Genomic DNA, 26,193 nt, shown 5'->3' with positions numbered 1-26,193 from the left:
GAAAGGGTTGTTTTCATATCATAACCATTACCTTCTGTCAATAAAAATTCAAACGACTGAATCCCCCCTCCTGCCGTCCACCCGATTCATGATATTCTTTTGGAGAGGTTGTTCCATATACCTCCAGTTTCGTCCGTACTTCGGAATTTTGCAAAAGGGGGACCCGATAATGATGCAACGGACCTATCCTTATCTGGTGAAACAGAAGCCGGAATTTACCGAGCCTTCTTCGCGAGCGGAAGACGAACCGGGCGAATGGGTGGCGGGGCGCAGCTTAAGCGATAAAGCATCCTTGCTTCGTCCGCTGAAGGACGAGCATCTGCTCGAAGTTTACCGCGAAGCGAAGCAAATGAACCTGTCCAGCGAATTTATAGAACTGCTCGAAGAGGCGATCGCGATCCGACAGCTGCAGCATCGGCAGAAAGCGTAATCGCGTGACACAGGCATATAACGAAGGGGTGTCCCACGGGACACCCCTCATTTTTATCTCATTTCATATTGGACGGTAACGCTCGTCGTCACTTCAATCTGCCCGACTTGTACGGAAGAGGCCGGCATGCTTGCCGCCGAATCTGCCATCATTTTCGCATTGGACTGCAGCAAGATCGGGGGCGTGGATGCAGCACCCTGCACAATGTTCACGACCTTCTTCACTTCCCGCTTCGCCGAAGCCGCGAGCACGTTCGCTTTCGCTTCCGCGTTCGCCATCGCCTTCTGCAGTGCTTGCCGTTCATACTCGTCGGACTTCTCCGTTCCGAACTGGACGCCGTCCATCCGGTTGGCGCCGGCCGCGGACAACGCGTCCAGCAGCTTGCCGATTTCGCCCAGCTTCCGATATTTCACCTGGACGGAATGCACAGCGGTGTAACCGACAAGCTTGCGGCCCTCTTTCTCCGTGTAATTGTACTCCGGCTGCACGAAGAACCCGGTTGTCTGCACATCCTTCTTGTCTATCGCAAACTTCTCGTACAGCGTCTTCTCCACTGCGGCGAATTTATCCGCATTGGATTGCTGCGCAGCAGCTGCCGTGGATCCGCGCGTTTCCACCGCTACATTCAGATAGGCGATATCCGGGTCCACCATCACGCTGCCGTTCGCTCCTACCGTAATGGTGTTCAATGCCGACACTGCCGCCATAGCCGCCGTATCGAGAGGTTCTGCTCCGGCCAAATCTCCCTCTCCTCTTCCGAATCCGAACCACCCAACTGCCGCCACCGCCATTACCAGTACCGCCGTTTGCCAGCTTTTTTGCTTCATTCGCCGCTTGCCTCCTTGGTCGTTTGACCCTATGGACGCAGGATACCCGAAAAAGGTTTCAAGCAAGCTCATAGACTTCATGACATGCAAAAAGCTCCCTGCGCGGGAGCTTTGAGCGAAAGTTCGTTAAAAAGATTCATTGTTACTGGTTCTCGAGCTCTTCTTTGCTGACCAGCTGCACTAAAGCGTTTACAGCCTGCTCTGCGTCGGAGCCTTCCGCGCTGATGGCCACTTCCGTGCCGGAGCTGATCGCGAGGCTCATAATCCCCATGATGCTCTTGGCGTTCACTTTCTTCTCGTCCTTCTCCACGAAAACGTCGGAGGAGAATTTATTGGCTTCCTGCACGAAAAGCGCCGCCGGTCTGGCGTGAAGCCCCGTTTTGAGCCGTACAACCACCGGCTGTCTCGTCATGGACCGGATACCCCCTAAAATTGATCGCCCCATAGACCGGGGCCATGCCGTACTCGGTTTCGTTGATTATTATAACATTGTTTGGAAGGGAAACGCTAGAAGCTCATGCGCCGCCGTTCCGTATTTTTTCCGCCCATTCGTCAAGCTTGCGCAGCCGGTGGTTCACGCCGGACTTGCTCACTTGGCCCTTCAGCAGGTCCCCGACTTCCTTCAGGTTCATATCGGGATGCTGAAGCCGGATCTCCGCCACCTCGCGCAGCTTCTCCGGCAAATTTTCCAGACCGACTTCCTTCTGCAGCAGCTTGATGTTGTCGATCTGACGGACGGCCGCTCCGATCGTCTTGTTCAGGTTGGCGGTCTCGCAATTGACGATGCGGTTCACCGAGTTTCTCATGTCACGCATGATCCGCACGTCCTCGAACTTGAACAGTGCTTGGTGCGCGCCGATGATGTTCAGAAACTCGATAATTTTTTCGCCTTCCTTGATATAGAGGATGAAGCCTTTTTTGCGTTCGATAAACCGGGCATTCAAATGAAATTTGTTGGCGAGTTCCACGAGCGCCCGGCAGTGCTCTTCATACATAGACGCGATTTCAAGATGATAGGAGGAGCCTTCCGGATTGTTGACCGAGCCGCCCGCCAGAAATGCGCCGCGCAAATACGCCCGTTTGCAGCACGGCTTCTTGATCAGGTTCTTGTCGATGCTCGGATGGAACTGGAATCCCCCGGTCGTAATCGCCAGCTCTTTCAGCAGCGATTCCACTCCGGCCGGAACCCGCACCACGTACACGTTATTTTTTTTCAGACGCATTTTTTTACGTACCAACAGTTCCGTGACGACGTCAAAATAACGCTTGAGGAGCGTGTACATCCGGCGTGCGATGGCGGCGTTCTCGGTCGCGATGTCCAGCACAATCCGCTTGCTCGTGAGCGCCACGGTTCCGTTCATCCGGATCAGCGCGGCCAGCTCCGCCCGCTCACAGCAAGTTTCGCCTTCCACCATCGTCAATTCTTTTTTCGTTTGGGCCGCAAAAGACATTGCTCCTACTCCTTTCTCGCCATCCAATCTTCCACAAGCCGGTATATATGATCGCTCAGTCTGGCTGCATCATGGCGTAAATAAGTTTGAAACAGCACGAGTCTGTCGGCAATGACCTGACACCCGTGCCGGGCCACTTCCTCCAAATCCAGCTGTACCGCTTTTGCGCCTTTCTCGGCGTATAAATTCTGTACCTCGATCGGGATTTCACTATTGTTGACAATGACATAATGAAATAAATGATGGCCGATATGCGCATGAATAGCGTCCAAATGATGGCTGACCTTATAATTGTCGGTTTCGCCCGGCTGGGTCATCACGTTGCAGACGAACAATTTCACCGCTTCCGACTCCACAATCGCTTCGGCGAGCTGCGGTACGACCAGATTCGGCATGATGCTGGTATATAAGCTTCCGGGTCCGATGAGAATCGCATCCGCTTCACGTATGGCTTCTACAGCTTCCGGGAGCGCTTCGACCGGCTCTTCGACGTACACCCGGTGAATCGACTTGCCCGCCTTCGTAATGGAAGATTCGCCTTCCACGATGGAGCCGTCGGTCATCTCCGCTTTCAGCACGAACGCCTGATGGGCGGCGGGCAGCACACGGCCCCGCACGGCCAATACGCGGCTCAGTTCCGTGATCCCGGTCACGAAATCGCCCGTAATATCCGTCATCGCCGCCAAAATCAGGTTGCCCAAACTGTGGCCGGCTAAGCCCGTTCCGGTGTGGAAACGGTACCTGAGCAGCATTTCCAACAACGGCTCGGTATCGGCAAGCGCCGTCAATACGCTTCGAATATCGCCGGGAGGCGGGATTTGCAGCTCTTCCCGCAGTATGCCGGAACTGCCGCCGTCATCCGCCACCGTGACGATGGCCGTAATATCCAGCGGCTTCTCCTTCAGCCCCCGGAGCATAACGGATAAACCCGTTCCGCCTCCGATCACGACAATCCGAGGCTGACGGGCGTCATGTGTATTCGACTTCATTCCTTCACCTGCCCTTGCTACTCGCGGGTGGAATCACGATGCTGAACCCTCACCGTCTCCATCTCGCCCGCTGCAAGCTTCCTTCCCAAATATTCCGCAATCGCCACTGAACGGTGTTTGCCGCCCGTACAGCCGATCCCGATCACGACTTGGCTTTTGCCTTCCTTCTGGTATAACGGAATCAAGTATTCCAGCATGTCGAGCAGTTTGGATAAAAACACCTGCGTCTCGGACCATTTCATGACATAATCGTAGACTTCCGCATCTTGACCGGTTTTCGGACGCAGGATGTCCACATAATGCGGATTCGGTAAAAACCGTACGTCGAAAATGAGGTCGGCATCGATGGGAACGCCATATTTAAAGCCGAATGACGTCACATTGATCGAGATTGACTTGCGATCCGTGTTCGCGAACCGGGAGACGATCTGTTCCTTCAGCTGTGCGGGCTTCAGGCTGCTGGTGTCGATGACTTGCGTGGCCCAGCCCTTCAAGTCTTCGAGCAGCTTTCGCTCCATATGGATCCCGTCGAGCGGCAGCCCTTCCGGTGCGAGCGGATGGCGCCTGCGGCTTTCCTTATACCGCTGCACCAGCACGGAATCCGTGGCGTCGAGGAACAATATCTCGTAGTGAATCGTGTAGTGCTCGCGGACGAAACCGAGCGACTCCGACAAAGCCGTAAAAAATTCCCGCCCCCGCAAATCGATCACGAGCGCGACTTTGGCGATTCTCCCTTGAGACTGTTCGATCAGCTCGGCGAATTTCGGAATGAGAACCGGAGGCAAATTATCCACACAAAAATAACCGAGATCCTCCATACTCTGCACGGCAATCGTTTTGCCCGCGCCCGACATGCCGGTGATGATGACCAAACTCGGTTGTGACGGAAGATTGTCTCTGTCCATCTTGATATCCTCCTCCCCGGATTCGTGAACGAGAGAGCGCCTGGCCGACGCGGTTACCGCATCGGGACAGGCGCCGTAATCTGAGACCTTAAGCGTGAAGCAGCAATCCGGCGGCACCGACGACGCCCGCGTTGTTGCCGAGCTCGGCAGCCACGATATCGACACCTTCCTGCGCCCGATCCTGTGCATATTTGCGGAATACTTCGCGCACCTGCGCGAACAAGAACTCGCCTGCCGCGCTGACGCCCCCGCCGAGAATGAAGCGCTGCGGGTTGATGATGACGGACACGGCCGCCAACGACTTGCCGAGATAGAACGCGGCGCGGCTCACAATCCGTTGGGCCGCTTCGTCACCGCTCTTGGCGGCGTCGAACACGTCCTTGGCGGTCAGCTTTTCGATGGCCGTCAAGGAGGTGCGGTCCCCGCGCTCCACGGCGTCCTTTGCCATCCGGATAATGCCCGTAGCCGAAGAGACCGTCTCCAGGCAGCCCATTTTGCCGCATCCGCATTGGATCGCTTCCAGATCGGGCACGATCGAGATGTGGCCGAGCTCGCCGCCCATGCCCGTAAAGCCTTCGATCAAACGGCCGTCCACGACGATTCCGCCGCCGACTCCCGTACCCAACGTGTAGACGACACAGCTGCCGACTCCGCGGCCCGCACCGCCCCAAGCCTCGCCCAGCGCGGCTACGTTCGCGTCGTTGTTGATGCGGACTTTCTTATTTAACGCCGCCTCCAAATAGTCCTTCAAAGGCACATTGGTCAACGGCAAATTAGGCGAAAATTTCATGAAGCCTTTGGGAATGTCGATGAATCCCGCAATGCCCACGCCGAGTCCGGCGACTTGTTCCCAGCTGTACGGCGATTCGGACACGATATGCCGGGCGTAGCCGGCGATGTTGCTCAGGATGCGGTCCGTCCCCTGTTCGGTCTCCGTCGGGCCTTCAAAGGTATGAAGAAGATCTCCGTTCTCGTTGCAAATGCCCACCTTGATCGCAGTCCCGCCGATATCCGCACCGACGTAAATTTTTTCCGACATTTCCTGGCACCTCTTGTGTTGAAATCCTTCCTAACCGGTTAAGGTTACTGTACTCACTATAAGCCAACGGTCCCGCGCGGTCAAGAATAAGCGGCCCTCGTGAGGCTCTCCGAGCATGAAGAGAAACCGGAGCTGCCTCCGGTTTCTCGATGTGTTATGCGCTTATATTAAGAGTTACACGTTCAGCGTTTCGCTCCAGTCATGCACCATGTTTCCTTCAAGGAACTTCTCGCAGTCGAGCGCCGCCATACAGCCGCTTCCGGCCGCCGTGATGGCTTGACGGTACTTGTGATCCTGCACGTCGCCGCAGGCGAATACGCCCGGAATGTTCGTCTCGGTCGTTCCCGGCTTCACCTTGATGTAGCCGAGCTCGTCGGTGTCGATCTGACCGCCCAGGAACTTCGTGTTCGGCGTATGGCCGATGGCCACGAACAGGCCTTGCGTCTCGATGACTTCTTCTTCGCCGGTCTCGTTGTTGCGCACTTTCAGGCCGGTAACCCCCATGCCCGTTGCCACGACTTCTAACGGCGTGCGATTGAGGCTCCATTTGATTTTCGGATTTTCGCGCGCACGGTCCTGCATGATCTTCGAAGCGCGCAGTTCATCGCGGCGATGAACCAGCTCGACTTCGGACGCGAAACGCGTCAGGAAGTTCGCCTCTTCCATGGCGGAGTCGCCGCCGCCGACCACAATGATCTTCTTGCCCCGGAAGAAGAACCCGTCGCAGGTTGCGCAGGTGCTGACGCCCCGTCCGACGTTGTCGCGTTCGCCGGGGATGCCCAAGTACCTGGCGGATGCTCCGGTGGAGATGATCAGCGTCTCGGCCTGCAGCGTCTCCCCGCCTTCAAGGGAGAGCGTGAACGGCCGTTTCGACGTTTCGACGGAGTTGATCCAGCCGGTGCGGAATTCCGCACCGAAGCGCTCCGCCTGCTTGCGCATGTTCGCCATCAGCTCCGGCCCCATAATGCCTTCCGGGAAGCCGGGGAAGTTCTCGACTTCCGTCGTGGTCGTCAATTGGCCGCCCGGTTCGGGGCCTTCGATGACGAGGGGATTCAGGTTCGCGCGCGCCAAATATATCGCTGCCGTCAATCCGGCAGGTCCCGTTCCGATTACGATCGATTTGTACATCTTATGTTCCTCCGTCTCGATGTTGTGGCTTATTTTTGCTCCTGGAAAACAGGAGTCGTCAAATCCAATTTCTCGCGGATCCCGCAGGCTTCGTCGATCCGGTTCGCATAGCGGCTGATGCTCGCCTGGGATGCGCCGTAACGGTTGACCAGATCGGCGTATGTCACTGTTCTACGGTGCATCTTCGCCGTCCAATATTCGAGAGCCGCCGCCCATCCCGACGCCTTGTGGAGCTTCGGCACTTCCGGATAGACGCGGGACAAATAATCGACCCACAGCGTCATCATGTCGTGCTGCTGCACCACGTCATAACGGCCGGACATATTGTCCAGGGCTTGCTCCAGAACCGCCTGCCAGGCGCTGTCCCACACCGGAAGCCGAGCCGACTTGCGGCGCGCCTCGAGCGTTAAGGTCCGCCCGCCGAATGTCACATTCAGCGAATCCTGGACGCCGATCGAGCGCAGAACGAGCACGGCGACGCGCTTCAGTTCATCCTCTTCCTCCGAGTCGATCAAGAACGCTTTGAGCGCCTCGATCACCTCGTCGTCCGCGACCAGGCCCAGCGCTTGTATGACCTGCACCTTCGTGCGGCGGTCTCCGTGGCGCAGCGCCCAGAAAAACGAAGAGCGGATCAGCGGATCGCGCTTCAGCGCCTCCGACACGAGCCCGGGGCTCGACTCCCAGCGGCGGAATTGCTCTTCGAACGGCAGATGGTAATGATAATGAACCGGGGGATTTTCGTTCCCGGTACGGATGTTGTCCAGCTTCCGCAAATAAAACGGAGGGACCTCCGAATCCGGGTCCAGCTTCGAGGCTTGGCGCCAGTGGCGGCCCGCCTCCTCGTATCGGCCGAGATTGACCGACGCGACCGCGGCAAAATGGTGCAGACTCGGTTCGCTCGATAGCTCGCCGGTCTTCAGCAGACGGCGGAAATGCCGGTAAGCTTCGCGATGATCCCCGACGATACCCAGCGTCGTCGCGAGCTTGAACACATGCTCCGGATGGAAAGGCACCGTTTTGCGGAGCTTCTCGATCAAGGCCTGCAGCTCGTCTTCCCGGTTGGCATGCTGGTAGAAGATCGCGAGATTGCACAAGGCGTGCAGATTGCCCGGTTCGGACTCCAGCACCTCGCCGATCGTATGGACGGATTTCTCGAACATCCCCATATAGTAGTATGCCAAACCCAGATTGTTCCGGGCGGCAAGAAAGTCCGGCTGCCGCACAATAATTTCTTCCAATATACGGACGGCTTCGGCAAATCGTCCCGCTTCCAGCAGCTCCCGTGCCTTGTCGTGGGCGAACAGGTTCTCGCGGGATTTGATCGTGTTGATCTTCGCCGGGCGGTTCAATTCGTAGTTCAACAGATCGAGCAGCTCGTCGGCCTCGTCCAGAAACTGTCCGTCGGGATCGTTCTCCAAATAGCGGACGAGCGCTTCCTCTGCGGCCTCGTACAACTCCATATTCGCGTAGTTGTTCGCCAAATAATAATAGCATTCGGTCATTGCCGGATCGATCTGATCCAATACCGATCGAAGAATGACGTTCGATTCCTCGTAACGCCCCATCTCCGACAAAATACCCGCCATGTTGCAATGATTCACCGGATTTTCCGGTTCGTATTCGACAGCCCGGCGGAAATATTTCAATGCCTTGTCGTAATGAAACCGATCCAGCGACTGCACGGCGCGTTCGAAGAAAAACGTCGCGTCCAGACGCATCGGAATCACCTTCGGACGCCGGTTTTTATTTTTGGCCGCGCGTTTCCGCTGATTCATCGCCAAGGCACCTCCCCGGTTGTTTGAATTTTCACGTAATATGCCTCCGTTAATCCCCTCTTCATCATCCAAGATTATACCACAGCAATCGCCATCCTTAAAACAAAAACGCGGCCGGGGAGCGTCGTACAGTTTATAATTATTATAATATAAGGTTAATTATTAACAAGGGCTTTGTCGAAAAATGAAAAACCCACGAGTTGGAGCCGGATGCGGCGTTTCCTCGTGGGCATGCGTTGGATGTGGATTTTAGATGCCTTTGTCCTTGAAAAGGGTGCTGATCGAACCGCCTTCTATGATGATGCGGATCGCTTCCGACAACATCGGGGCGACGGTGATCACCTGAAACTTCGTCGGATGCTCGTCCGGCAGCAGAATGGAGTCGGTGACGACGATCTCGCGGATGTTCGGGTGGTCCAGCTTCTCCAGCGCGTTCCCCGAGAACAGGGGATGCGTAGCACACACATACGCGTCATGGGCGCCGCGTTCTTTCAGTCCTTCCACCACGTTGACAATGGTAGAACCGGTATCGATCATATCTTCGATAATAATCGGCGTGAAACCTTCAACATCCCCGATCACATGGGTGATGACGGAGATATTGTGAGCCGGCCGCTTCTTGATCATGATCGCGAAAGGAGCGTTCAGCTGATTCGCCAGCTTCTCCGCGGTGGAAGCACGCCCGGCGTCCGGAGACACCACAACCGGATTCAGAATGTTCTTGGATTTCAGATGATCGCTGATCAAGTCGAGCGCAGTCAGATGATCGACCGGAATATTGAAAAATCCTTGAATGGCTGCTGCGTGCAAATCGATCGTAATGATCCGGTTCGCTCCAACCGTCGTCAGCACGTCGGCGACCATTTTGGCGGAAATCGGCTCGCGCGGAGCCGCTTTACGTTCCTGGCGCGCATAGCCGTAATAAGGAAGCACGACGTTGATCGTACGGGCGGACGCCCGTTTCGCGGCGTCGATCATGACCAGCAGCTCGACGAAGCAATCGTTGATCGGATGAGAAAAGGACTGGATGAGGAACACGTCGCAGTTGCGGATCGTTTCCTCGTAATGGACATACACTTCACCGCTCTTGAACCGGGAAAGCTTGATCTTCCCGAGCGGCGAACCGAGATTTTCGGCGATCTTCTTCGCCAACGGTTCGTTGGAAGATCCCGAAAAAACGCGAAGTTTGCTGCTGCTGTACATGAGCCCCTCCAAAATATCGGTCTATTCGCCAAAAACCGTACATTTTCGTTGCTCATTTATTATACATGATCTAACAGGTTATTTTACAATGAAATCATGTCTCTTTTGCGACGCTTAAATGTGGCTAATTTGGAAAATCCGACACTTTTCAGCATATCGCGGGCTTCAGAGCCTTTTTGGCCGATGCGGTCCGGATGGTGAGCGTCAGAGCCGTAGGTAACGGGGACGCCGAGTGCGTACGCTTGCTCCAGCATGCGGCGGGACGGATACATCTCCTTCGCAGCCGTATGAATGCCTGCGGCGTTTAATTCGATGGCCAAGCCGTGCTCGGCAACCGTTCGGAGAGCCGCATTTTCCAGCGCCGTCGTGTCTTCCTCCGGGCGATATCCGAAACGCTTGATCGCGTCGATATGTCCGATATAATCGTACAATCCGCTGGCAGCGGCTTTACGGACGGCATCGTAATATTGCTCGTACACTTTTATAATATTTTTGCCTTCCCAATGATGAACCTGACGAAAGTCGGTGATGTCCCACGTTCCGAGAAAATGGACGGAACCGATCACGTAATCCCAGGGGTAGCCGGTGACGATTTTCTCGATTTGCTCTTCGTAGCCCTCGATATAATCGCCTTCCAAACCGACACGAACCTGAATTTCATCCTTATACTTTTCTTGAAGCCTCAAGCACTCTTCCACATAAGCCGGGAGCTCGGCTATCGGCATGGCCATCTCGGGGTAATACGTTTCGGGATCGACATGCAAAAGAGGCATGTGATCGGACAAGCCGATTTGCTCCATGCCTTTTGCGATGGCGCTCTCGATATACTCCTCCAGCGTTCCCACCGCGTGCCCGCAGCGGAAATGGTGGGTGTGATAGTCGATGCGCATGATGGATTCACCTAGTCTTTCTTCACCGGTTGGCGGTGGCGGAATTCAAGCTCTTGCAGCACATCGTCGAACGGAACTTGCTGTTCCCGAAGCAAGACGAGGAGGTGGAAAATCAGGTCCGCCGCCTCGCTGCGCAGCTCGACCCGGTCGCGGTTTTTGCCCGCAATGATGACTTCCGCCGTCTCCTCCCCGATTTTTTTCAGGATTTTGTCCAATCCTTTTTCGAAAAGGTACGTCGTATACGCGCCATCCGGCCGTTCCGCATCGCGCTGCGCAATGGTGGATTCGAGCCGCGAGAGCGGGCCGAAACGGTCTTCGGCGGACTTGGACTTGGCTTCGTTGTCGCCCATCACGGTGCGGTAGAAGCAGCTGTAAGCGCCCGTGTGGCAAGCCGGTCCGTCCTGCTTCACGGCGACGAGAAGCGTATCGCCGTCGCAATCATAGCTTAGCGATTGCACGTGCTGGGTGTGACCGCTTGTTGCGCCTTTGTTCCACAGTTCCTGGCGGGAACGGCTCCAAAACCAGGTTTGACCGGTTTCCACCGTTTTTTGCAGCGACTCCTTGTTCATGTAAGCCAGCATCAGCACTTCTTTGCTGACGGCGTCTTGCACCACCGCGGGCACCAAGCCTTGGGCGTCAAATCGGATTTGATCCATCCAAGCCGTATCGCTCATCGCACGATCACTCCTTTGCTGCGCAGCTCATCTTTCACTTGGCCGACGGTGACTTCCTTATAATGAAAAATACTGGCCGCCAGCGCCGCATCCGCATGTCCTTCCGTGAGCACTTGCGCAAAATGTTCGGCATTGCCCGCACCGCCGGAGGCGATGACGGGGACGTTGACGGCATCCGAAACGGCCCTCGTCAGACGCATATCGAAGCCATCCTTCGTGCCGTCCGCATCCATGCTGGTCAGCAGAAGCTCTCCCGCTCCCAGCCGCTCAGCTTCCTTCGCCCATTCCAGCGCGCGGATGCCGGTCGGCTTGCGGCCGCCATGGGTGAACACTTCCCATTCGCCCCACTCGGCGTTGAACTTCGCGTCGATCGCGACCACGACGCACTGCGCGCCGAACATGCGGGAACCTTCGGCGATCAGTTCGGGGCGAACGATCGCGGCGGTATTGATCCCGATTTTGTCCGCTCCCGCCCGAAGCAGCCGCCTCATGTCGTCTACCGACGAAATGCCGCCGCCAACAGTAAACGGGATGGAGATTTCGCCGGCTGTACGTTTTACGACATCAACCATCGTCGCACGGCCTTCGACGGAAGCCGAGATGTCCAGGAACACGAGCTCGTCCGCGCCTTCGCGGTCATAGAGTGCGGCCAGCTCGACCGGATCGCCCGCGTCTCTCAAATTCACGAAATTTACCCCCTTAACGACCCGGCCGTCCTTGACGTCCAGGCAGGGGATGATTCTTTTGGCCAGCATCGGGGCTCTCCTTTCGGTTTAGGCGTGTCCGTCCGCGAGCTTGCGCACCGCGTCGGCCAGCTTGATGCTGCCGGTGTACAGCGCCTTGCCGACAATCGCTCCGCCGACGCCGTCGCGTGAATGCTCGGCGAGCCGGTCCAGATCTTCGGGCCTGCTCACTCCACCGGAGGCGATGACGGTGCGTCCGGATACTTTCGCCAGCTGTACGATCGCTTCCACGTTCGGCCCACCCATCATGCCGTCACGGGAGATGTCGGTGAAGATGAAGGTTTGGGCGCCTTCCGCGGCAAGCTGCACGGCGAGGTCTTCGGCCTTCACTTCCGATGTCTCCAGCCAGCCGCGGGTCGCGACCAGTCCGTTGCGCGCATCGATGCCGATCGCGACCGCTGCTCCATGTTTGGCGAGCACGCGGGAGACGAAGGCCCGATCCTCGATGGCCGCGGTGCCGAGAATGACGCGCGTTACGCCCAAGCCCAGCAGCCGCTCGACGTCTTCCTCCGTGCGAAGACCACCGCCGACCTGCACGGGAACGTTCACCGCTTTGGCGATTCGTCCGATGAGCTCGTGATTCACCGGGCGGCCCGCTTTCGCACCGTCCAAATCGACGAGGTGAATCCATTGTCCGCCCTGGGCTTCCCAATCGCGCGCCACGGCCACCGGATCCTCGTTGTACACGGTCTCTTGATTATAGTCTCCCTGGACAAGCCGGACGCATTTCCCGTCCCGGATGTCGATCGCGGGATAAATGACGAACTTGGACATGCTGGCGAACCTCCGAACTTCATGAAGTCAAATATTAAGACGAGATAACTTACACACAACGCTTAGTTAGCCAGACTAACTTACGACGATGCAGCTAGCCGGCAACTGATATCCTAAGTCAGTCTGACTGATTTACAAACGCCGCACCCTCCAACTTCCGCAACCCTAAGTCAGTCTCAATGACTTACAGAAGCCGCGGCGGCGATCCTGTGCAATCCTAAGTCAGCCTCGCTGACTTACATCCGCCCGGCAGCGGCCGCAACCCTTTTCGGCTCCGCCAGCTCCAGAAAACGGCGAAGCAGCGCCATGCCGAGTCCGCCGCTTTTCTCCGGATGAAACTGCATGCCGAACAACGAGCCGCGACCCACGATGGCCGTCACCGGCTGGTTGTAGTCCGTCACGGCGAGCAAATCTTCCTTGCGCTCCGGAAGGGCGTGGAAAGAGTGCACGAAATACACGTACCCCGGCTCCACGCCTTCGAACAGCGCGCTGTCCCGCACAAATTTCAGCTCGTTCCAGCCCATGTGCGGCACCTTGAACGGTCCTTGGAACCTGACCACCCGTCCGGGCAGCAGACCGAGACCTTCGTGCCGTCCGTGCTCCTCACTCTCCGAGAACAGCAGCTGCATGCCGAGGCAGATTCCGAGCATCGGCTTGCCGGCCGCCGCATAATCTTTGGCCACCGCGTCCAACCCGGTTTCCCGCAAATTCGCCATGGCATCCCCGAACGCGCCAACCCCAGGCAAAATCACGCCGTCCGCCGCCATAATTTCCTCCGCCTCGGACGTGATGACCGCCTGCCAGCCGAGCTTATGAATCGCCGTGCTTACGCTGTGCAGGTTGCCCATGCCGTAATCGATGATCGCGATCATCCTTACAGCACTCCCTTCGTGGAGGGGACACCCTTCACGCGGGGGTCGATGGAAGTGGCTTCGTCCAGCGCGCGTGCCAGCGCTTTGAACACCGCCTCGATCATGTGGTGCGTATTGCGTCCGTAATGCACGATGACATGAAGCGTGATCCGTGCTTCCAGCGCCAGCTTCCACAGAAACTCGTGTACGAGCTCGACCGTGAAGCTTCCCACATTCGCCGCCGGAAATTCCACACCGCGCATTTCAAAATGCGGCCGGTTGCTGATGTCGATGACGACTTGCGCCAGCGCCTCGTCCATCGGCACGAACACGCTCGCATAACGCTTAATGCCCTTCTTATCGCCGAGCGCTTCTCGCAGCACTTGACCCAAACAAATCCCGATATCTTCCGACGTATGGTGGTCGTCCACGTCTACGTCTCCCCGGGCCTCGACCTTCAGATCGAATTGCCCGTGTTTGGCGAACAAATCAAGCATGTGGTTCAAAAAGGGAACATCCGTATCAATGGATACTTCCCCGCTGCCATCCACATTCAGCGACAGCGTAATGTCGGTTTCGTTCGTTTTCCGCGATACGGACGCCTGACGCGCCTGCTGCGATTCACTCATTCGGCTTCCCGCCTTCCCATCGGATTTCCACCGCTCTTGCGTGACCTTCCAGCCCTTCATGACGGGCCAGTGTCGCGATCCCCGCGGTGTCCCGCAGAAGAGCTTCCTTGCTGTATCGGATCAAACTCGATTTTTTCAGAAAATCATCGACGTTCAGCGGAGAAGAGAACCGGGCGGTTCCATTGGTAGGCAAAATGTGATTCGGCCCTGCGAAATAATCGCCCACCGGCTCGGAGCTGTAAGGTCCGAGGAAAATCGCCCCGGCGTTCTCGATCCGGCCGAGCAGCTTCATCGGATCCTCGGTCATCACTTCCAGATGCTCCGGCGCCAGCTTGTTAATCACGTCCACGCCTTCAGTCAAGTCGTCAACCAGCAGCACCGCGCCGTACTCCTCCAGCGAACGCGAAGCAATCTCGCGACGCGGCAGCACGGCCAGCTGACGCTCGAGCTCCGCCGCGACCGCTCGTCCAAGCCGCTCCGACGGCGTCACCAGCACCGCCGACGCCATCTCGTCGTGCTCGGCCTGCGACAGCATATCCGCGGCTACAAACCGCGGATCCGCGCTGTCGTCCGCCAGCACGGCAATTTCGCTCGGTCCCGCGATGCTGTCGATGTCCACAGCACCGAACACGGCGCGTTTGGCCAGCGCCACGTAGATGTTGCCGGGCCCGCAGATCTTATCGACGGCAGGAATGCTCGCCGTCCCGAAGGCCAGCGCCGCGACCGCTTGGGCGCCCCCGACCCGGTAAATCTCCGTGACCCCCGCTTCCGCGGCCGCCACGAGAATGTACGGGTCGATCCCTTCGCGCCCTCCGGTGGCGGGCGGCGTTACCATCGCGATCTCCGGCACCCCGGCCACCTTGGCCGGAATCGCGTTCATGAGCACCGACGACGGATACGCCGCCTTCCCGCCAGGCACGTACAGCCCGACCCGCCGAAGCGGCCGGATCACCATGCCCAGCATCGTCCCGTCGGGCGATACGTCCATCCAAGAGCCGCGTTTCTGCTTCTCATGAAACGCCGTGATGTTCGCCGCAGCCTGCCGCAGCGCGGTCAAAAACTCCGGCTCCACCCGCTCATACGCCGCCAGAATCTCATCCGCGGTCACCCGCAGACGATCCGGCGTCAGCTCGACCTTATCGAACGAAGCCGTGTACCGCAGCAGCGCAGTGTCGCCTTCCCGGCGAACCGCGTCCACCACCTCGGCTACCGACGCGTTTTGCTCGGGCGTGCCGTATTCGTTTTCCCGCTCCAGCCGAAAACCCGATGCCGGTCCAAAATACATCGTCATCTACCTCCCCGCGCCGGAACCGCCATGCCCAGCCGATCGCACAGCGCTTGAATCGCCGCATTTTTGAGCCGGTAGCTGACGCGGTTGGCGATTAGCCGGCTCGTAATCTCGAAAATCGACTCCATCTCGACCAGCCCGTTCTCACGCAGCGTCTGTCCCGTTTCGACCATGTCCACGATCCGGTCGGCCAGGCCGATCAGCGGCGCCAGCTCGATGGAGCCGTTGAGCTTGATCACTTCCACCTGCTGCCCTTGCTCGCGAAAATATTTCGAAGCCACATTCGGATACTTGGTCGCCACACGCGGATGGATATCAGGCTTCCAACCCGGCAGGCCGATGACCGACATCCGGCACTTCGCGATCCCTAGATCCAGCAGCTCGTACACATCTTTATTCTCTTCCATGAGCACGTCTTTGCCGACAACCCCGATATCCGCCACTCCGTATTCCACATACGTCGGGACGTCGACCGGCTTGGCCATGATAAACTCCATGCCCGCTTCCGGCACCGGGATGATCAGCTTGCGGGAATCCTCGAAATCTTCAGGGATCGTAAGTCCCGCTTCCCGGAACAGCTTGCTCGCCTGCTTATAGATGCGCCCTTTCGGCATGGCGACCTTCAACACCGCACCGATCTCCGTCAATCCGATCCCTCTCCTTTCCCGCCGCCGAACACGATCAATTCGTTATATGCCGATCCGTGAAAATCAAATGTCCTTCCCGCCCGGTCAAACGATTCACGCAGCTCCGTCAATTCACCCAAACTCTTTACGCTGTGCGTGACCACAACCAGCCCGTCCGAACGAAGCCGCTCGGCTTCGGCCAAAGCAGCTGCCCGCTCCGAAGCCAAATAGGCGATGAACGTCCTTCCGTCCGAATCCGGTTCCTGCTCCACGACTTCCAGAATCCGGTTCGTTTTGAGCGCGAAGCCTGTCGCGGGAGCCGGCCGGCCGAATTGCGCCAACAAGTTGTCGTAACGGCCGCCGCTGCATACCGGGAACCCCAAATTCGACGCATATCCTTCAAACGTCAATCCCGTGTAATAAGTAAAATCGCCGATCATCGTCAAATCGATCAGCACATGCTCCTGCACGCCATAATCGGCCAGCACGTCCCATACCTCGCACAGATGCCGGATCGCATCCTTCGCTCCCGCGCTGCCGCTTAAATGCAGGGCCTGGTCGCACACTTCCTGACCGCCGCGCAGCCTCAAGATCCCTTCCAGCTCGACCCGGCAGCCCTCTTCCAACGACAAGGATCGGAGGATGCTCCGGTACCCCACGTGATCTCTCTGAAGCAAGCATTCCTTCAGCGCTTCCTGCTCTTCCGTGCGACCCGGCAGCGTCTCTTCGAACAGCCCGTTCAGAAATCCGACATGGCCCACGGCCATCTTAAATGACTCCACACCGGCCGCCTGGAGCGAGGCTACCGCCAAGGCGATCATCTCTGCATCCGCCTCGGGCGACGGATCGCCTACCAGTTCCACACCGGTCTGAAAAAACTCCGCATCCCTGCCCGCTTCCTCCTCGAACGCGCGAAACACGTTGGCGTGGTAACTGAGACGGAGCGGGAACGGCCGATCCTTGAGCAGCGATCCGACCACCCGGGCGATCGGAGCCGTCATATCCGAGCGCAGCACGATCGTTGTGCCGCGTTGGTTGAGCAGCTTGAAAAGCTTTTGGTCCGAGGTAGCGCTGGCCACCCCCACCGTATCGTAATATTCCATCGTCGGCGTCACAATTTGCTCATAGCCCCAGCGGCTCATGCAGGCGAGCACGTTCCGCTCGATGGCGCGCAGCTTAGTTACGGCATGCGGCAAATAGTCTTTCACGCCTACCGGTTTCTCGAACCCTTTCGGTTTGGACACTTCCTTCACCCCGTTGCACCGCAAAACGCTTTAATGCGTTAATATGCTACCATATTAGCAAAATAAAGATTTTTCTCACTTTAGCATGAATCCTCCAGAGCGTCAAGAACGCGAAAAACCTCCCGATCGCTCAGGAGGCTTCCGGCTTTTATTTGTATTTTACCCCGGCATACAATTCTACGACGTCACGGATGAGCATAAAGCATTCCCCGTTCGTCAGGGCGTTCGGATCTTTAATCTCGCTGACGGTTTCATCCCTTAGCCATTTCCGCTTCTTCAGCTCTTTCAGCGCATGATCCGGCGTGGTCTCAATTCCAGCAGCCAGCGCAATGGTGTACGCGGCCTGCCCCAAACTCAGCGGCTTCTTCTCGGGCTTCGCCATGACGGCTGCCGCGGCCTGCGGATTCCCTTTGAAATATTCCCGATGAGCTTTTTTCACTTGGGACAACTGGTTCGCAAAACGTTTCGCGTTAGAACTCCCGTCCAGATCAAAGCTTTTATTATGATAGTTGCCGCTTGTGATGAACATGCTGACCGCCGCAAGCAGTCCGGGATAATCCGGATGCTTGGCATACTCAGGCTTATGGATGTCGGGCATTTGAAGATCCATGCCTTGTTGTTTCAAAAGAGCCCTTAGTTGGGTAATATCCTCTTTAGACCTGGACAATTCCCTTAGGGAGACGGCTTTGTCGATGGCCAGTTTAGCCGCCGCACCGGCTGCTTGTCCGGTTGCCATGCCCAGCGGCACGACGCGCGCGCTTCCGTGCGGGAGCGAGTCGTAGCTTGCCGATCTTCCCACGACCAGCAACCCGTCTATTTGCTGGGGCACGAGGCAGCGGAACGGCACCCCGTAGGCTTGCGGCTTCATCAGGATGGCGCCCGGATAGTCGGGACTCGTGCTTTGGATATCCACTTCATAGGAACCGTAAGCGATGGCGTCATCAAAATTCCGGTTTTCCATCAAATCGGTCATTTTCAAGCGATATTCGCCCATAATGTGACGGGATTCCCTTATGTAGAGCTCAGGCGCCGTTCCGGCGTATTCCAGATCCTTAAATTCCTTGAACTTGTTTTTGAGGAACGCGGCCATCAAAGGCGCTTCTTTTCGCCCGATCGCGAGTCCTGCCTGCACCGACTCCGGCGTGAGCGGATTCACCTCATAAATGTGCATCGCGTTGATGAGGATGGTGCCGTCGTTCTGCCGGCCGATGTTCAGACCCCGGAGCTTCACCCGTGCGGGGTCGCTGGATACATAGTCTTTAGCTTCGGGAAATCCCCAGGCGCTCATCTTGTCCACACCCGAGTCCTTATGTTGCCCGAACGAATCCCAAATCTGCTGGGTGACACCGCTCATTTTGAAAACCACCGTCACGGCCATGCGGGCGTCCGGTTCTCCGATGTCTTCGCGTCCAAACGTGTACGGAACGTGAGCTGCAGCCGCAATGTCCGCATCCTGCGTCGCATCGATCAATACTTTGGACGGTACGTCTTGCACCGTCCTGTCTTCCTTCTCGACCCGCAATCCGGCAACCCGGCTGCCTTCCATGAGCGGTTCCATTTTGCGTACCTTGAGCAGCACGTCGATGTTCTTTTCGTTCGCGACCATTTTATGAAAGACATTGGCGGCCGTATTCACGTCGAACGATGTGCCTTCAATTTGATCGTACCATTCCTGGAACAAACCTTTGTTCAAAAAGTTGTGCTTGCCCGTCAGCGGCTGCTGTTTCGGAGAATAGTTGTTGTCGAGCGAATTGAGCCAGCCCAGCGTCAACAGCCCGCCGAAAATGTCACGATTTTTGCCGTCGACGAGCAGCACCGAAAGTCCGTTGCGCGCCGCCGAGACAGCCGCCATGATCCCTTCCGGATCGGTGCCTGTCACGATCACGTCGTACGACGGACGGGTAATCCCCGTGACATGCACAGGCTGAAGCTTTTGATGCGCCGAATGGTTCTGGGTGCTCGGGAGAAGCTGCCACACCACGAGACCGGAAATGACGATAATAAAAAAAAGAGCGAGCAAAAGTACCTGTTTTTTGCGGAGGGACAGTGCGGGCATTTCCATACTCCTGTCAACTGGATAATGAAATCGCGGGATGAAGACGGCGGAAAAATGTTATAACTCCCGAAGAGGATTTCCTCCGACTTTCGCACTAGCGGGCACATCGCGATGGACGACGGCTCCCGCCGCGACGACCGCGTTGTCCCCAATCGTAACGCCGGGAAGTATGGTTACATTCGCCCCTATCATAACGTTGGAACCTATAGAAATGTTGCCAAGCCGATATTCCTCGATCAAATATTCATGCGTGAGCAGCGTGGAATTGTAACCGATAATCGAATTTCGGCCGACGGAGATGCGTTCCGGAAAAAAGACGTCTACCATCACCATTAGGGCAAAGGCGGTTCGTTCGCCCACCTTCATCCCGAGAATATGGCGATAGATCCAATTTTTGATCGGCAGGCTCGGGCAATATCGCGCGATCTGGATAAACACGAAATTTCGGACCGCTTTCCAGCGCGATACCGTCCGATAAACCTGCCATAGCGAGTTAGGTCCTTCAACCGGATACCGCTCTACGTTTCTCAAGCGTCGGTTCCCTCGATTCCGCATAAAGTCAACAGATCTTCCATCTTATGAAGGATATGCGCCGCTCCGGCTTCCCGGAGAACGGCTTCCCCTTTTAAAGACCAGGCCACACCGACCGGCAGTGCGCCGGCATTGGCCGCAGACTCAATATCTACCGTACTGTCACCAACCATGATCGTGTGCTCCGGCTCCGCGCCAAGCGCTTCCATCGCTTTCTGTACCGGCTCCGGATGAGGTTTCGGATGCTGAACGTCGTCGAGCGTCACGATCGTTCCCAAATGCTCGAACAATCCGAACAACTTCAGCGCCCGTTCTGTGGTAGGCCGCATTTTGGTCGTGACCACGCCGAGCCGGATTCCGTGCCGGCGTAAAATCGGCAGCACCTCCGCCACACCCGGGAACAAGGCCACCATTTCATCATGCTTCAAATAATTGTACTCCCGGTACGCGCGGGTAAGCTCTGTCACATCCTCCAGACCGGAAAACAGCTTCAACTGGTCTGTGAGCGTCAGGCCCATGCTGGGAATAATGTGTTCCCGCCCGAAATCGTCGGATACCGTGCCTTGCAGCGCGTGCAAAAAAGATTGAATGATCAGCTCGTTCGTATCGACGATCGTCCCGTCCAAATCGAACAGGACGGCTTTCACTAGCTTCGTCATGCCTTGGTTTGCTCTCCATTCTCGATGTCGTTGTCCGTGGCTGTTGTCACTTCTTCTACGTGAATTGTGCGTTCAGCCGCCGTTTCATTTTCAACCGGCACTTCCTGCTGTCCGCGCTTCACGATCGGATCGTTGTAACGTTCGCACGCTCTTCCGGTAACGCGCCGGAAGACGATAAACACAATGCCTGCAAGCACAATCAACAGCGCGAGCAGCTGAGATGTCCGTACATTGCCGTAAGCCGGGTTCAAATAGCCTTGCTCAAATACCGCCGTCATCGGAGACCACAATGCGTTCAAGAGTGATGCGAGCCAACTCGGCCCTTGAAACGCCAAGCTGTCCGTACGCAGCGCCTCGATGAAAAAGCGTCCGATCGAATACCAGATAATGTAGAACATGAAGAGCTCTCCGGCTTTTAAAAAGTTCATGCGGCGGATGATGAAGATGATGACCAAGCCGAGCAGGCTCCACATCGATTCATACAGGAATGTCGGATGATGGTACTCGCCTTGTACGTTCATTTGATTCACGATAAAGGAAGGAATATGAAGCGTGTCCCGAAGGAAGGATTCTTTCACCGGTCCCCCGTAAGCTTCCTGATTCACGAAGTTTCCCCAGCGGCCGATCATTTGCCCGATCAACAGGGACGGAGCGCAAATGTCCGTCACTCGCCAGAATCGGTAGCCCTTCGACCGAATATAGAAAAATCCGCAGACCAACGCGCCAATGAGGGCGCCATATATCGCAATGCCACCCTCCCATATTTTGAAAATATCCAAAGGGTGTTCGCGGTAAAAGTCCCATTTAAACAACACGTAGTACAGCCGGGCTCCGACAATAGCAGATGGAACTCCGAACAGCAGCAGATCCAGGAAAAAGTCCGGCGAGAGGCCGAACCGTTTCCCTTCTTGGACCGCCAGCAGCAGTCCCGCGAGCGCGCCCAAGCCCAAAATAATGCCGTACCAATGAACCTCCAGCGTTCCAATCGTGAAGGCAACCGGATTTAAAACCAAGGGTAACATGTTGATCCTCCGTCCCGACTATTCGTAATCGTCTTCGGCAATTGCCTCAGTCAATTTGTTCGTAAATTGCTGAGCCGCGTTATAGCCCATCCGTTTGAGCCGGAAGTTCATGGCCGCCACCTCGAGAATGACCGCGAGATTTCGTCCGGGCCGTACAGGTACCGTGAGCAGAAGCACTTCGGTATCGAGAATTTTGGTCGTTTCCTCATCCAATCCGAGACGGTCGTACTGCTTGTCCTGCTGCCAATTCTCCAGCTTCACCACAAGACTGATATTTTTCGAGTTCAGCACGGCGCCGGCTCCGAACAAGGTCATCACGTTCAAAATGCCGAGTCCCCGGATTTCCAGCAAATGCCGAATCAGCTCCGGTGCGCTTCCGAAAAGGTTATTGTCGGATGTCTGCCGGATTTCAACCGCATCGTCGGCGACAAGCCGGTGTCCGCGCTTGACCAGCTCCAACGCCGTTTCGCTTTTCCCGATGCCGCTTCCGCCGGTGATCAGCATGCCGACCCCATATACGTCCACAAGGACGCCGTGAATGGTGGCCGACGGCGCCAGCTGCTTCTCCAGGTAGTTCGTAATTCGGCTGAGCAAAATGGTCGTGGCCAGTCCGCTTCGCAGCACCGGAAAGTGACGGCTGTTCGCGATTTCCACCAGCTCGCTGGGAGTCTCGAGTCCTCGTGTAATGATGATACACGGTGTTTCTTCATGGCACAGCCGCTCCATGCGATCCTTACGCAGTTCGGTCGTCAGCGTTTCCAGAAAAGCCAATTCGGTGCGGCCCAATATTTGTACACGCTCGGCAGGATAATAGTTGAAATAGCCGGCCATCTCCAACCCGGGCCGGTTCAGGTTGTCGGTTTCGACCGTGCGGCGGAGCCCATCTTCCCCGGCTACGACCTCCAGGTGAAATTGCTGCACGAGTTCGGCAACTCTCACTTTTTTGGGCATCGTACAGCTCCTTTCCCAATTTGCGTTCATCCTTCATCGTAACGAAAATGGGCAGGTAAAGCAATGAGTGTTTCACCAGCCGCACAACAAAAAAAACCGTCCGGCCGAGGGCCGAACGGTTGGTGTTAATTACTCGGCTTCGAATACGTTCAATTCCGAGTCTTTGTCGAAAACATGGATTTTGTTCATGTCGATGGCAAGCTTCACGTTCTGGCCTTCATGCAGGCCGGATCGGCCGTCAACGCGGGCGATGACGTTGTCTTTGCCCAGTCCGTTCAGGTACAGGAACATTTCGTGACCGAGGTTCTCGGAAACTTCGATGCTCGCGTTGATGATGCTGTTCGGAGAAGCTTCGATGAACACCGGCTCTTCATGGATATCTTCCGGACGAACGCCGACGATCACTTCGCGGCCGATATAGCCTTTGGAGCGAAGCAGCTGCGCTTTGCCTTCCGGAATGACCACGTTTACGCCCGTTGCGCGGAAGCGGACGGAACCGCCTTCTTCGACCAGCTGGCCGGTCAGGAAGTTCATCGCCGGAGCGCCGATGAAGCCTGCAACGAACAGGTTAACCGGGTGGTTGTAGAGAACTTCCGGAGTCGCGGATTGTTGAATGAATCCGTCTTTCATAACGACGATGCGGTCGCCCATCGTCATGGCTTCCGTCTGGTCGTGGGTAACGTAGATGCAAGTCGTCTCCAGGCGCTTCATCAATTTGGAGATGTTAGCGCGCATTTGCGTACGCAGCTTGGCATCCAAGTTGGACAACGGTTCGTCCATCAGGAACACTTGCGGTTCGCGCACGATGGCGCGGCCCAATGCAACGCGCTGGCGCTGTCCGCCGGACAGAGCTTTCGGCTTGCGGTCGAGCAGGTGCTCGATTTCCAGGGTGCGGGCAGCTTCGCGCACGCGGCGGTCGATTTCGTCCTTGCGGAATTTCCGCAGTTTCAGACCGAACGCCATATTTTGATATACGTTCATATGAGGATAAAGAGCGTAGGACTGGAACACCATCGCGATGTCGCGGTCTTTCGGAGCGACGTCGTTGACGACGCGGTCGCCGATATAAAGCTTGCCTTCGGAAATTTCCTCAAGGCCTGCGATCATCCGCAGCGTGGTCGATTTGCCGCAGCCCGAAGGGCCGACCAGAACGAGAAATTCTTTGTCCTGGATATCAAGGTTGAAGTCGGATACCGATGCTTTGTCAGAACCCGGGTATTTTTTAAATACATGTTCCAAACGTACGCCTGCCATTGTTTTTCCCCCTAACACTTCGTTTGAAGGTACATAATCATCATACCGCACACCTAGGCCCAATGACTATGCACAATCCGTACAAAAAATTCATTTCCTTTTCGTGACTTTGTACAATAACAGCAAAATGCGCACCAATACGGCGTCGTTGAAGGAACGGACGTCCAAGCCCGTTTCCTGCTTGATCTTATCCAAGCGGTAAAGCAGCGTGTTCCGGTGAATGAACAGCTTTTTGGCGGTTTCGCTGACGTTGCAGTCCATCGCAAAAAAGGCGTCCAGCGTCGATACCGTCTCAAGATCGTTGAACATGTCCGGCCTGCCCATGGTCTCTTCGACGAAGCGGATCCGCGAAGCCTCCGGAATGCCGCTGAGCAGCCGCTCCAGATGGATAAGCCACGGCAGATGCACCTGCATTCCGACATGGAACTTCCGCCCGAGTTGAATCGTCTCCCGCAGTACCCCCACGGTTTGCACGGCGCTTTCTACCGGATCGATCGGATCTCCGACCGCGACATGGCACTCGCCGCCCCACTCTCCCGAGACCATTTGAAGAAGCCCAGAACCCAGCGAACTCAGCATCGCTTTGCGTTCATGGCCTTCCAGCACATCTTCCTCCGCCGCTTCCGCTTCGGCGAGCAGCCGGTCCGGCGACAAGATGAGCCATTCATGATCCCTCAGCGGAATGAGAAGGGTGTCTTCGCTCATAAACGAACGAATGGCCTTGTCCAGCTCGCCGTACGACGGCTCCTTCTCTTCCGCCTGCTCTCTCAGCAGTAAAAAGGGGATCATCCCGTCGAACAACCGGCTTCTCAGCTCCATGCCGTCAGGCACTTCCATCCGCCAGTCGCCTGACGCCGCGTTTTGCCCGATCCATTCCCCGAGCCTGCGGGCTTGGCGTTCCAATTCCGTTGCTCCGCCGGAAGTCTTTCCGTTCCTTTGCTGCAGCAGCAAGCGGATCAACTCTTGTTCGAGAGCGGTGAGCTCCTTGTCCGTCTCCAAAACGTGAAGTTCCGAACCGACCGTTCGTGTAACAAACCGAATTCCCGTATCCAGCTTCATACGATCCCCGGGCTCCGGACGCCGATTGCCTCCGTCGTGTTCCCACTGATCGACGGTGATCGTTCTAGCGGTCACGCCGTCACCTAGCAACTGCTCCAATTGCTGCCACTGTGATTTCTGCATCGCGTTCCCCTTTGACGGCCGTAGTTTCTGCGTGTATTGTACCACATTTCGTATATTGCTGTATGAGCAGCTATTTTCGGTATAGTTATGTAAAATCTCGTATAAATACAAAAAAACAGACGTCTGTTCGTCTGCTTCGATGTGTATGGTGGTGAGCCATGAAGGACTCGAACCTTCGACACCCTGATTAAAAGTCAGGTGCTCTACCAACTGAGCTAATGGCTCGTGATGCTGATGCTGCATGTAAAGATAAAATGGTGGAGGCTGATGGATTTGAACCACCGAACCCTGAGGGAACAGATTTACAGTCTGCCGCGTTTGGCCACTTCGCTAAGCCTCCACGATATTCGCCGGCAGGTTATGCCTGTACCGGTTGAAACAAGTGGTGGCTCGGGACGGAATCGAACCGCCGACACGAGGATTTTCAGTCCTCTGCTCTACCAACTGAGCTACCGAGCCAAAAAAATATCGCCATATAAAATGGCGGAGCCGACGGGATTCGAACCCGCGGTCTCCTGCGTGACAGGCAGGCATGTTAGGCCTCTACACCACGGCTCCGCGTTGTACATGGTCCCCGAATGGGGTGTAATCATGGTGGAGGCTGAGGGGATCGAACCCCCGACCCTCTGCTTGTAAGGCAGATGCTCTCCCAGCTGAGCTAAGCCTCCATGAAGGATATGAATTTGGTAGCGGCGGAGGGGATCGAACCCCCGACCTCTCGGGTATGAACCGAACGCTCTAGCCAGCTGAGCTACGCCGCCATAAATTGCAACGAACCCGATCATACCACGGACTCGCCGTCATGTACAGCGGCAATTTTTGTCTGCCGCCCAAGGCTTGCGCCTTGAAAACCGGATGCGAAACGAAACAGTTGCTGATATAAACATCATCGATACCTGTGTGCTTATTAGGATAAGCCCTCGACCGATTAGTACTCGTCAGCTGCACGCGTTGCCGCGCTTCCACCCCGAGCCTATCAACCTGGTGTTCTTCCAGGGGTCTTACTAAATTGGGAAATCTCATCTTGAGGCGGGCTTCGCGCTTAGATGCTTTCAGCGCTTATCCCTCCCGC

The 26,193-nt window shown here is 56.4% G+C and carries 26 protein-coding genes, 6 tRNA genes and 1 rRNA gene; 1 reads left to right on the top strand and 32 read right to left on the bottom strand.

Translation table 11 applies throughout. The annotated features are described in order from the left end of the window. Positions 1 to 169 precede the first annotated feature (169 nt). The gene (gene sda / locus E5161_RS21445) at positions 170 to 430 is read left to right on the top strand and encodes a sporulation histidine kinase inhibitor Sda (RefSeq protein WP_281279890.1); all 261 of its coding nucleotides are present in this window, start codon (positions 170 to 172) and stop codon (positions 428 to 430) included. Positions 431 to 483: 53 nt separating this feature from the next. Here the strand turns inward: sda and E5161_RS18440 are convergent, their stop codons facing one another. From E5161_RS18440 to E5161_RS18285, 32 genes are all read right to left on the bottom strand, one after another. Continuing rightward, complete coding sequence (locus E5161_RS18440) at positions 484 to 1,257, bottom strand: SIMPL domain-containing protein (RefSeq protein WP_169306758.1); 774 nt, start codon at positions 1,255 to 1,257, stop codon at positions 484 to 486. A 142-nt stretch (positions 1,258 to 1,399) separates the two neighbouring features. After that, positions 1,400 to 1,669, bottom strand: coding sequence for an HPr family phosphocarrier protein (locus E5161_RS18435; protein WP_136779359.1), 270 nt, complete (start codon positions 1,667 to 1,669; stop codon positions 1,400 to 1,402). Between the two features lie 103 nt (positions 1,670 to 1,772). Beyond that, the gene (gene whiA / locus E5161_RS18430; protein WP_136779358.1) at positions 1,773 to 2,708 is read right to left on the bottom strand and encodes a DNA-binding protein WhiA; all 936 of its coding nucleotides are present in this window, start codon (positions 2,706 to 2,708) and stop codon (positions 1,773 to 1,775) included. 5 nt (positions 2,709 to 2,713) lie between these two features. Beyond that, on the bottom strand, positions 2,714 to 3,697 hold the full coding sequence (locus E5161_RS18425) for a gluconeogenesis factor YvcK family protein (RefSeq protein ID WP_136779357.1): 984 nt from the start codon (positions 3,695 to 3,697) through the stop codon (positions 2,714 to 2,716). 17 nt (positions 3,698 to 3,714) lie between these two features. Continuing rightward, positions 3,715 to 4,602, bottom strand: a complete 888-nt coding sequence (rapZ, locus tag E5161_RS18420; protein WP_136779356.1) for an RNase adapter RapZ — start codon at positions 4,600 to 4,602, stop codon at positions 3,715 to 3,717. Between the two features lie 88 nt (positions 4,603 to 4,690). Then, the gene (locus E5161_RS18415) at positions 4,691 to 5,641 is read right to left on the bottom strand and encodes an ROK family glucokinase (protein WP_136779355.1); all 951 of its coding nucleotides are present in this window, start codon (positions 5,639 to 5,641) and stop codon (positions 4,691 to 4,693) included. 174 nt (positions 5,642 to 5,815) lie between these two features. Then, positions 5,816 to 6,769, bottom strand: coding sequence for a thioredoxin-disulfide reductase (gene trxB, locus E5161_RS18410; protein ID WP_136779354.1), 954 nt, complete (start codon positions 6,767 to 6,769; stop codon positions 5,816 to 5,818). Positions 6,770 to 6,798: 29 nt separating this feature from the next. Further along, positions 6,799 to 8,544 (bottom strand): tetratricopeptide repeat protein, encoded by a 1,746-nt coding sequence (locus tag E5161_RS18405; RefSeq protein WP_136779353.1) that lies wholly within the window; start codon positions 8,542 to 8,544, stop codon positions 6,799 to 6,801. Positions 8,545 to 8,793: 249 nt separating this feature from the next. Then, a complete protein-coding gene (locus E5161_RS18400; RefSeq protein WP_136779352.1) occupies positions 8,794 to 9,747 on the bottom strand; it encodes a ribose-phosphate diphosphokinase in 954 nt (317 codons plus the stop codon). Between the two features lie 83 nt (positions 9,748 to 9,830). Then, positions 9,831 to 10,637: a histidinol-phosphatase HisJ gene (gene hisJ, locus E5161_RS18395; protein ID WP_136779351.1), complete on the bottom strand. Its 807-nt coding sequence runs from the start codon at positions 10,635 to 10,637 to the stop codon at positions 9,831 to 9,833. 11 nt (positions 10,638 to 10,648) lie between these two features. Further along, on the bottom strand, positions 10,649 to 11,311 hold the full coding sequence (gene hisIE / locus E5161_RS18390; protein WP_136779350.1) for a bifunctional phosphoribosyl-AMP cyclohydrolase/phosphoribosyl-ATP diphosphatase HisIE: 663 nt from the start codon (positions 11,309 to 11,311) through the stop codon (positions 10,649 to 10,651). Continuing rightward, positions 11,308 to 12,066, bottom strand: a complete 759-nt coding sequence (gene hisF, locus E5161_RS18385; protein ID WP_136779349.1) for an imidazole glycerol phosphate synthase subunit HisF — start codon at positions 12,064 to 12,066, stop codon at positions 11,308 to 11,310. The genes hisIE and hisF overlap by 4 nt, the downstream gene beginning before the upstream one ends. Before the next feature lie 18 nt (positions 12,067 to 12,084). Beyond that, positions 12,085 to 12,828: a 1-(5-phosphoribosyl)-5-[(5-phosphoribosylamino)methylideneamino]imidazole-4-carboxamide isomerase gene (gene hisA / locus E5161_RS18380; RefSeq protein ID WP_136779348.1), complete on the bottom strand. Its 744-nt coding sequence runs from the start codon at positions 12,826 to 12,828 to the stop codon at positions 12,085 to 12,087. Positions 12,829 to 13,064: 236 nt separating this feature from the next. Continuing rightward, positions 13,065 to 13,700, bottom strand: coding sequence for an imidazole glycerol phosphate synthase subunit HisH (gene hisH / locus E5161_RS18375; RefSeq protein ID WP_136779347.1), 636 nt, complete (start codon positions 13,698 to 13,700; stop codon positions 13,065 to 13,067). A gap of 2 nt (positions 13,701 to 13,702) precedes the next feature. Continuing rightward, positions 13,703 to 14,308: an imidazoleglycerol-phosphate dehydratase HisB gene (gene hisB, locus E5161_RS18370; RefSeq protein WP_136779346.1), complete on the bottom strand. Its 606-nt coding sequence runs from the start codon at positions 14,306 to 14,308 to the stop codon at positions 13,703 to 13,705. Continuing rightward, positions 14,301 to 15,593 carry a histidinol dehydrogenase gene (gene hisD / locus E5161_RS18365; RefSeq protein ID WP_136779345.1) on the bottom strand — a complete coding sequence of 431 codons (1,293 nt, stop codon included), beginning with the start codon at positions 15,591 to 15,593 and terminating at the stop codon, positions 14,301 to 14,303. The genes hisB and hisD overlap by 8 nt, the downstream gene beginning before the upstream one ends. A 2-nt stretch (positions 15,594 to 15,595) precedes the next feature. Continuing rightward, positions 15,596 to 16,234 carry an ATP phosphoribosyltransferase gene (gene hisG / locus E5161_RS18360; RefSeq protein ID WP_136779452.1) on the bottom strand — a complete coding sequence of 213 codons (639 nt, stop codon included), beginning with the start codon at positions 16,232 to 16,234 and terminating at the stop codon, positions 15,596 to 15,598. Positions 16,235 to 16,239: 5 nt separating this feature from the next. Next, positions 16,240 to 17,466, bottom strand: coding sequence for an ATP phosphoribosyltransferase regulatory subunit (locus tag E5161_RS18355; protein ID WP_136779344.1), 1,227 nt, complete (start codon positions 17,464 to 17,466; stop codon positions 16,240 to 16,242). Between the two features lie 148 nt (positions 17,467 to 17,614). Then, positions 17,615 to 19,522: an FAD-dependent oxidoreductase gene (locus tag E5161_RS18350; RefSeq protein WP_136779343.1), complete on the bottom strand. Its 1,908-nt coding sequence runs from the start codon at positions 19,520 to 19,522 to the stop codon at positions 17,615 to 17,617. Between the two features lie 57 nt (positions 19,523 to 19,579). Further along, positions 19,580 to 20,053, bottom strand: coding sequence for an acyltransferase (locus E5161_RS18345; protein WP_136779342.1), 474 nt, complete (start codon positions 20,051 to 20,053; stop codon positions 19,580 to 19,582). Beyond that, positions 20,050 to 20,712 (bottom strand): pyrophosphatase PpaX, encoded by a 663-nt coding sequence (gene ppaX, locus E5161_RS18340; RefSeq protein ID WP_136779341.1) that lies wholly within the window; start codon positions 20,710 to 20,712, stop codon positions 20,050 to 20,052. Before ppaX ends, E5161_RS18345 begins: the two co-directional genes overlap by 4 nt. Further along, positions 20,709 to 21,734 carry a prolipoprotein diacylglyceryl transferase gene (lgt, locus tag E5161_RS18335; RefSeq protein ID WP_136779340.1) on the bottom strand — a complete coding sequence of 342 codons (1,026 nt, stop codon included), beginning with the start codon at positions 21,732 to 21,734 and terminating at the stop codon, positions 20,709 to 20,711. Before lgt ends, ppaX begins: the two co-directional genes overlap by 4 nt. 18 nt (positions 21,735 to 21,752) lie before the next feature. Further along, positions 21,753 to 22,685, bottom strand: coding sequence for an HPr(Ser) kinase/phosphatase (gene hprK / locus E5161_RS18330; RefSeq protein WP_136779339.1), 933 nt, complete (start codon positions 22,683 to 22,685; stop codon positions 21,753 to 21,755). Positions 22,686 to 22,814: 129 nt separating this feature from the next. Beyond that, entirely contained in the window at positions 22,815 to 23,939 is a 1,125-nt protein-coding gene (locus tag E5161_RS18325) for an ABC transporter ATP-binding protein (RefSeq protein WP_136779338.1), read from the bottom strand. Between the two features lie 90 nt (positions 23,940 to 24,029). Continuing rightward, complete coding sequence (locus tag E5161_RS18320) at positions 24,030 to 25,121, bottom strand: PucR family transcriptional regulator (RefSeq protein WP_136779337.1); 1,092 nt, start codon at positions 25,119 to 25,121, stop codon at positions 24,030 to 24,032. 149 nt (positions 25,122 to 25,270) lie between these two features. Then, positions 25,271 to 25,346 (bottom strand) — tRNA-Lys (locus tag E5161_RS18315). A gap of 30 nt (positions 25,347 to 25,376) precedes the next feature. Next, a tRNA-Tyr gene (locus E5161_RS18310) sits at positions 25,377 to 25,461 on the bottom strand. Between the two features lie 43 nt (positions 25,462 to 25,504). Then, positions 25,505 to 25,580 (bottom strand) — tRNA-Phe (locus tag E5161_RS18305). Between the two features lie 22 nt (positions 25,581 to 25,602). Beyond that, positions 25,603 to 25,679 (bottom strand) — tRNA-Asp (locus tag E5161_RS18300). 34 nt (positions 25,680 to 25,713) lie between these two features. Next, positions 25,714 to 25,789, bottom strand: a tRNA-Val gene (locus tag E5161_RS18295). 16 nt (positions 25,790 to 25,805) lie between these two features. Next, positions 25,806 to 25,882 (bottom strand) — tRNA-Met (locus E5161_RS18290). Between the two features lie 147 nt (positions 25,883 to 26,029). Next, positions 26,030 to 26,193, bottom strand: a 23S ribosomal RNA gene (locus E5161_RS18285); the annotation flags it as partial.

Source organism: Cohnella pontilimi (genome assembly GCF_005049045.1).
Classification (GTDB): domain Bacteria; phylum Bacillota; class Bacilli; order Paenibacillales; family Paenibacillaceae; genus Cohnella; species Cohnella pontilimi.
Note: the sequence above shows the minus strand (reverse complement) of the source record. Positions and strands in the feature narration are given on the sequence as shown.

Bases quoted from the DNA above. Each gene is read 5' to 3' on its own strand.
- E5161_RS18320 (WP_136779337.1), bottom strand. From the start codon at position 25,121: ATGCAGAAATCACAGTGGCAGCAATTGGAGCAGTTGCTAGGTGACGGC.
- E5161_RS18325 (WP_136779338.1), bottom strand. From the start codon at position 23,939: ATGGCAGGCGTACGTTTGGAACATGTATTTAAAAAATACCCGGGTTCT.
- hisA (WP_136779348.1), bottom strand. From the start codon at position 12,828: ATGTCCAAGTTCGTCATTTATCCCGCGATCGACATCCGGGACGGGAAA.
- hisIE (WP_136779350.1), bottom strand. From the start codon at position 11,311: ATGAGCGATACGGCTTGGATGGATCAAATCCGATTTGACGCCCAAGGC.
- hisD (WP_136779345.1), bottom strand. From the start codon at position 15,593: ATGTATTTTGGACCGGCATCGGGTTTTCGGCTGGAGCGGGAAAACGAA.
- trxB (WP_136779354.1), bottom strand. From the start codon at position 6,769: ATGTACAAATCGATCGTAATCGGAACGGGACCTGCCGGATTGACGGCA.
- hisB (WP_136779346.1), bottom strand. From the start codon at position 14,308: ATGAGTGAATCGCAGCAGGCGCGTCAGGCGTCCGTATCGCGGAAAACG.
- E5161_RS18405 (WP_136779353.1), bottom strand. From the start codon at position 8,544: ATGAATCAGCGGAAACGCGCGGCCAAAAATAAAAACCGGCGTCCGAAG.
- hisH (WP_136779347.1), bottom strand. From the start codon at position 13,700: ATGATCGCGATCATCGATTACGGCATGGGCAACCTGCACAGCGTAAGC.
- E5161_RS18435 (WP_136779359.1), bottom strand. From the start codon at position 1,669: ATGACGAGACAGCCGGTGGTTGTACGGCTCAAAACGGGGCTTCACGCC.
- E5161_RS18350 (WP_136779343.1), bottom strand. From the start codon at position 19,522: ATGCCCGCACTGTCCCTCCGCAAAAAACAGGTACTTTTGCTCGCTCTT.
- lgt (WP_136779340.1), bottom strand. From the start codon at position 21,734: ATGTTACCCTTGGTTTTAAATCCGGTTGCCTTCACGATTGGAACGCTG.
- hisJ (WP_136779351.1), bottom strand. From the start codon at position 10,637: ATGCGCATCGACTATCACACCCACCATTTCCGCTGCGGGCACGCGGTG.
- E5161_RS18415 (WP_136779355.1), bottom strand. From the start codon at position 5,641: ATGTCGGAAAAAATTTACGTCGGTGCGGATATCGGCGGGACTGCGATC.
- hprK (WP_136779339.1), bottom strand. From the start codon at position 22,685: ATGCCCAAAAAAGTGAGAGTTGCCGAACTCGTGCAGCAATTTCACCTG.
- E5161_RS18425 (WP_136779357.1), bottom strand. From the start codon at position 3,697: ATGAAGTCGAATACACATGACGCCCGTCAGCCTCGGATTGTCGTGATC.
- E5161_RS18400 (WP_136779352.1), bottom strand. From the start codon at position 9,747: ATGTACAGCAGCAGCAAACTTCGCGTTTTTTCGGGATCTTCCAACGAA.
- E5161_RS18440 (WP_169306758.1), bottom strand. From the start codon at position 1,257: ATGAAGCAAAAAAGCTGGCAAACGGCGGTACTGGTAATGGCGGTGGCG.
- sda (WP_281279890.1), top strand. From the start codon at position 170: ATGATGCAACGGACCTATCCTTATCTGGTGAAACAGAAGCCGGAATTT.
- ppaX (WP_136779341.1), bottom strand. From the start codon at position 20,712: ATGACGAAGCTAGTGAAAGCCGTCCTGTTCGATTTGGACGGGACGATC.
- hisF (WP_136779349.1), bottom strand. From the start codon at position 12,066: ATGCTGGCCAAAAGAATCATCCCCTGCCTGGACGTCAAGGACGGCCGG.
- whiA (WP_136779358.1), bottom strand. From the start codon at position 2,708: ATGTCTTTTGCGGCCCAAACGAAAAAAGAATTGACGATGGTGGAAGGC.
- rapZ (WP_136779356.1), bottom strand. From the start codon at position 4,602: ATGGACAGAGACAATCTTCCGTCACAACCGAGTTTGGTCATCATCACC.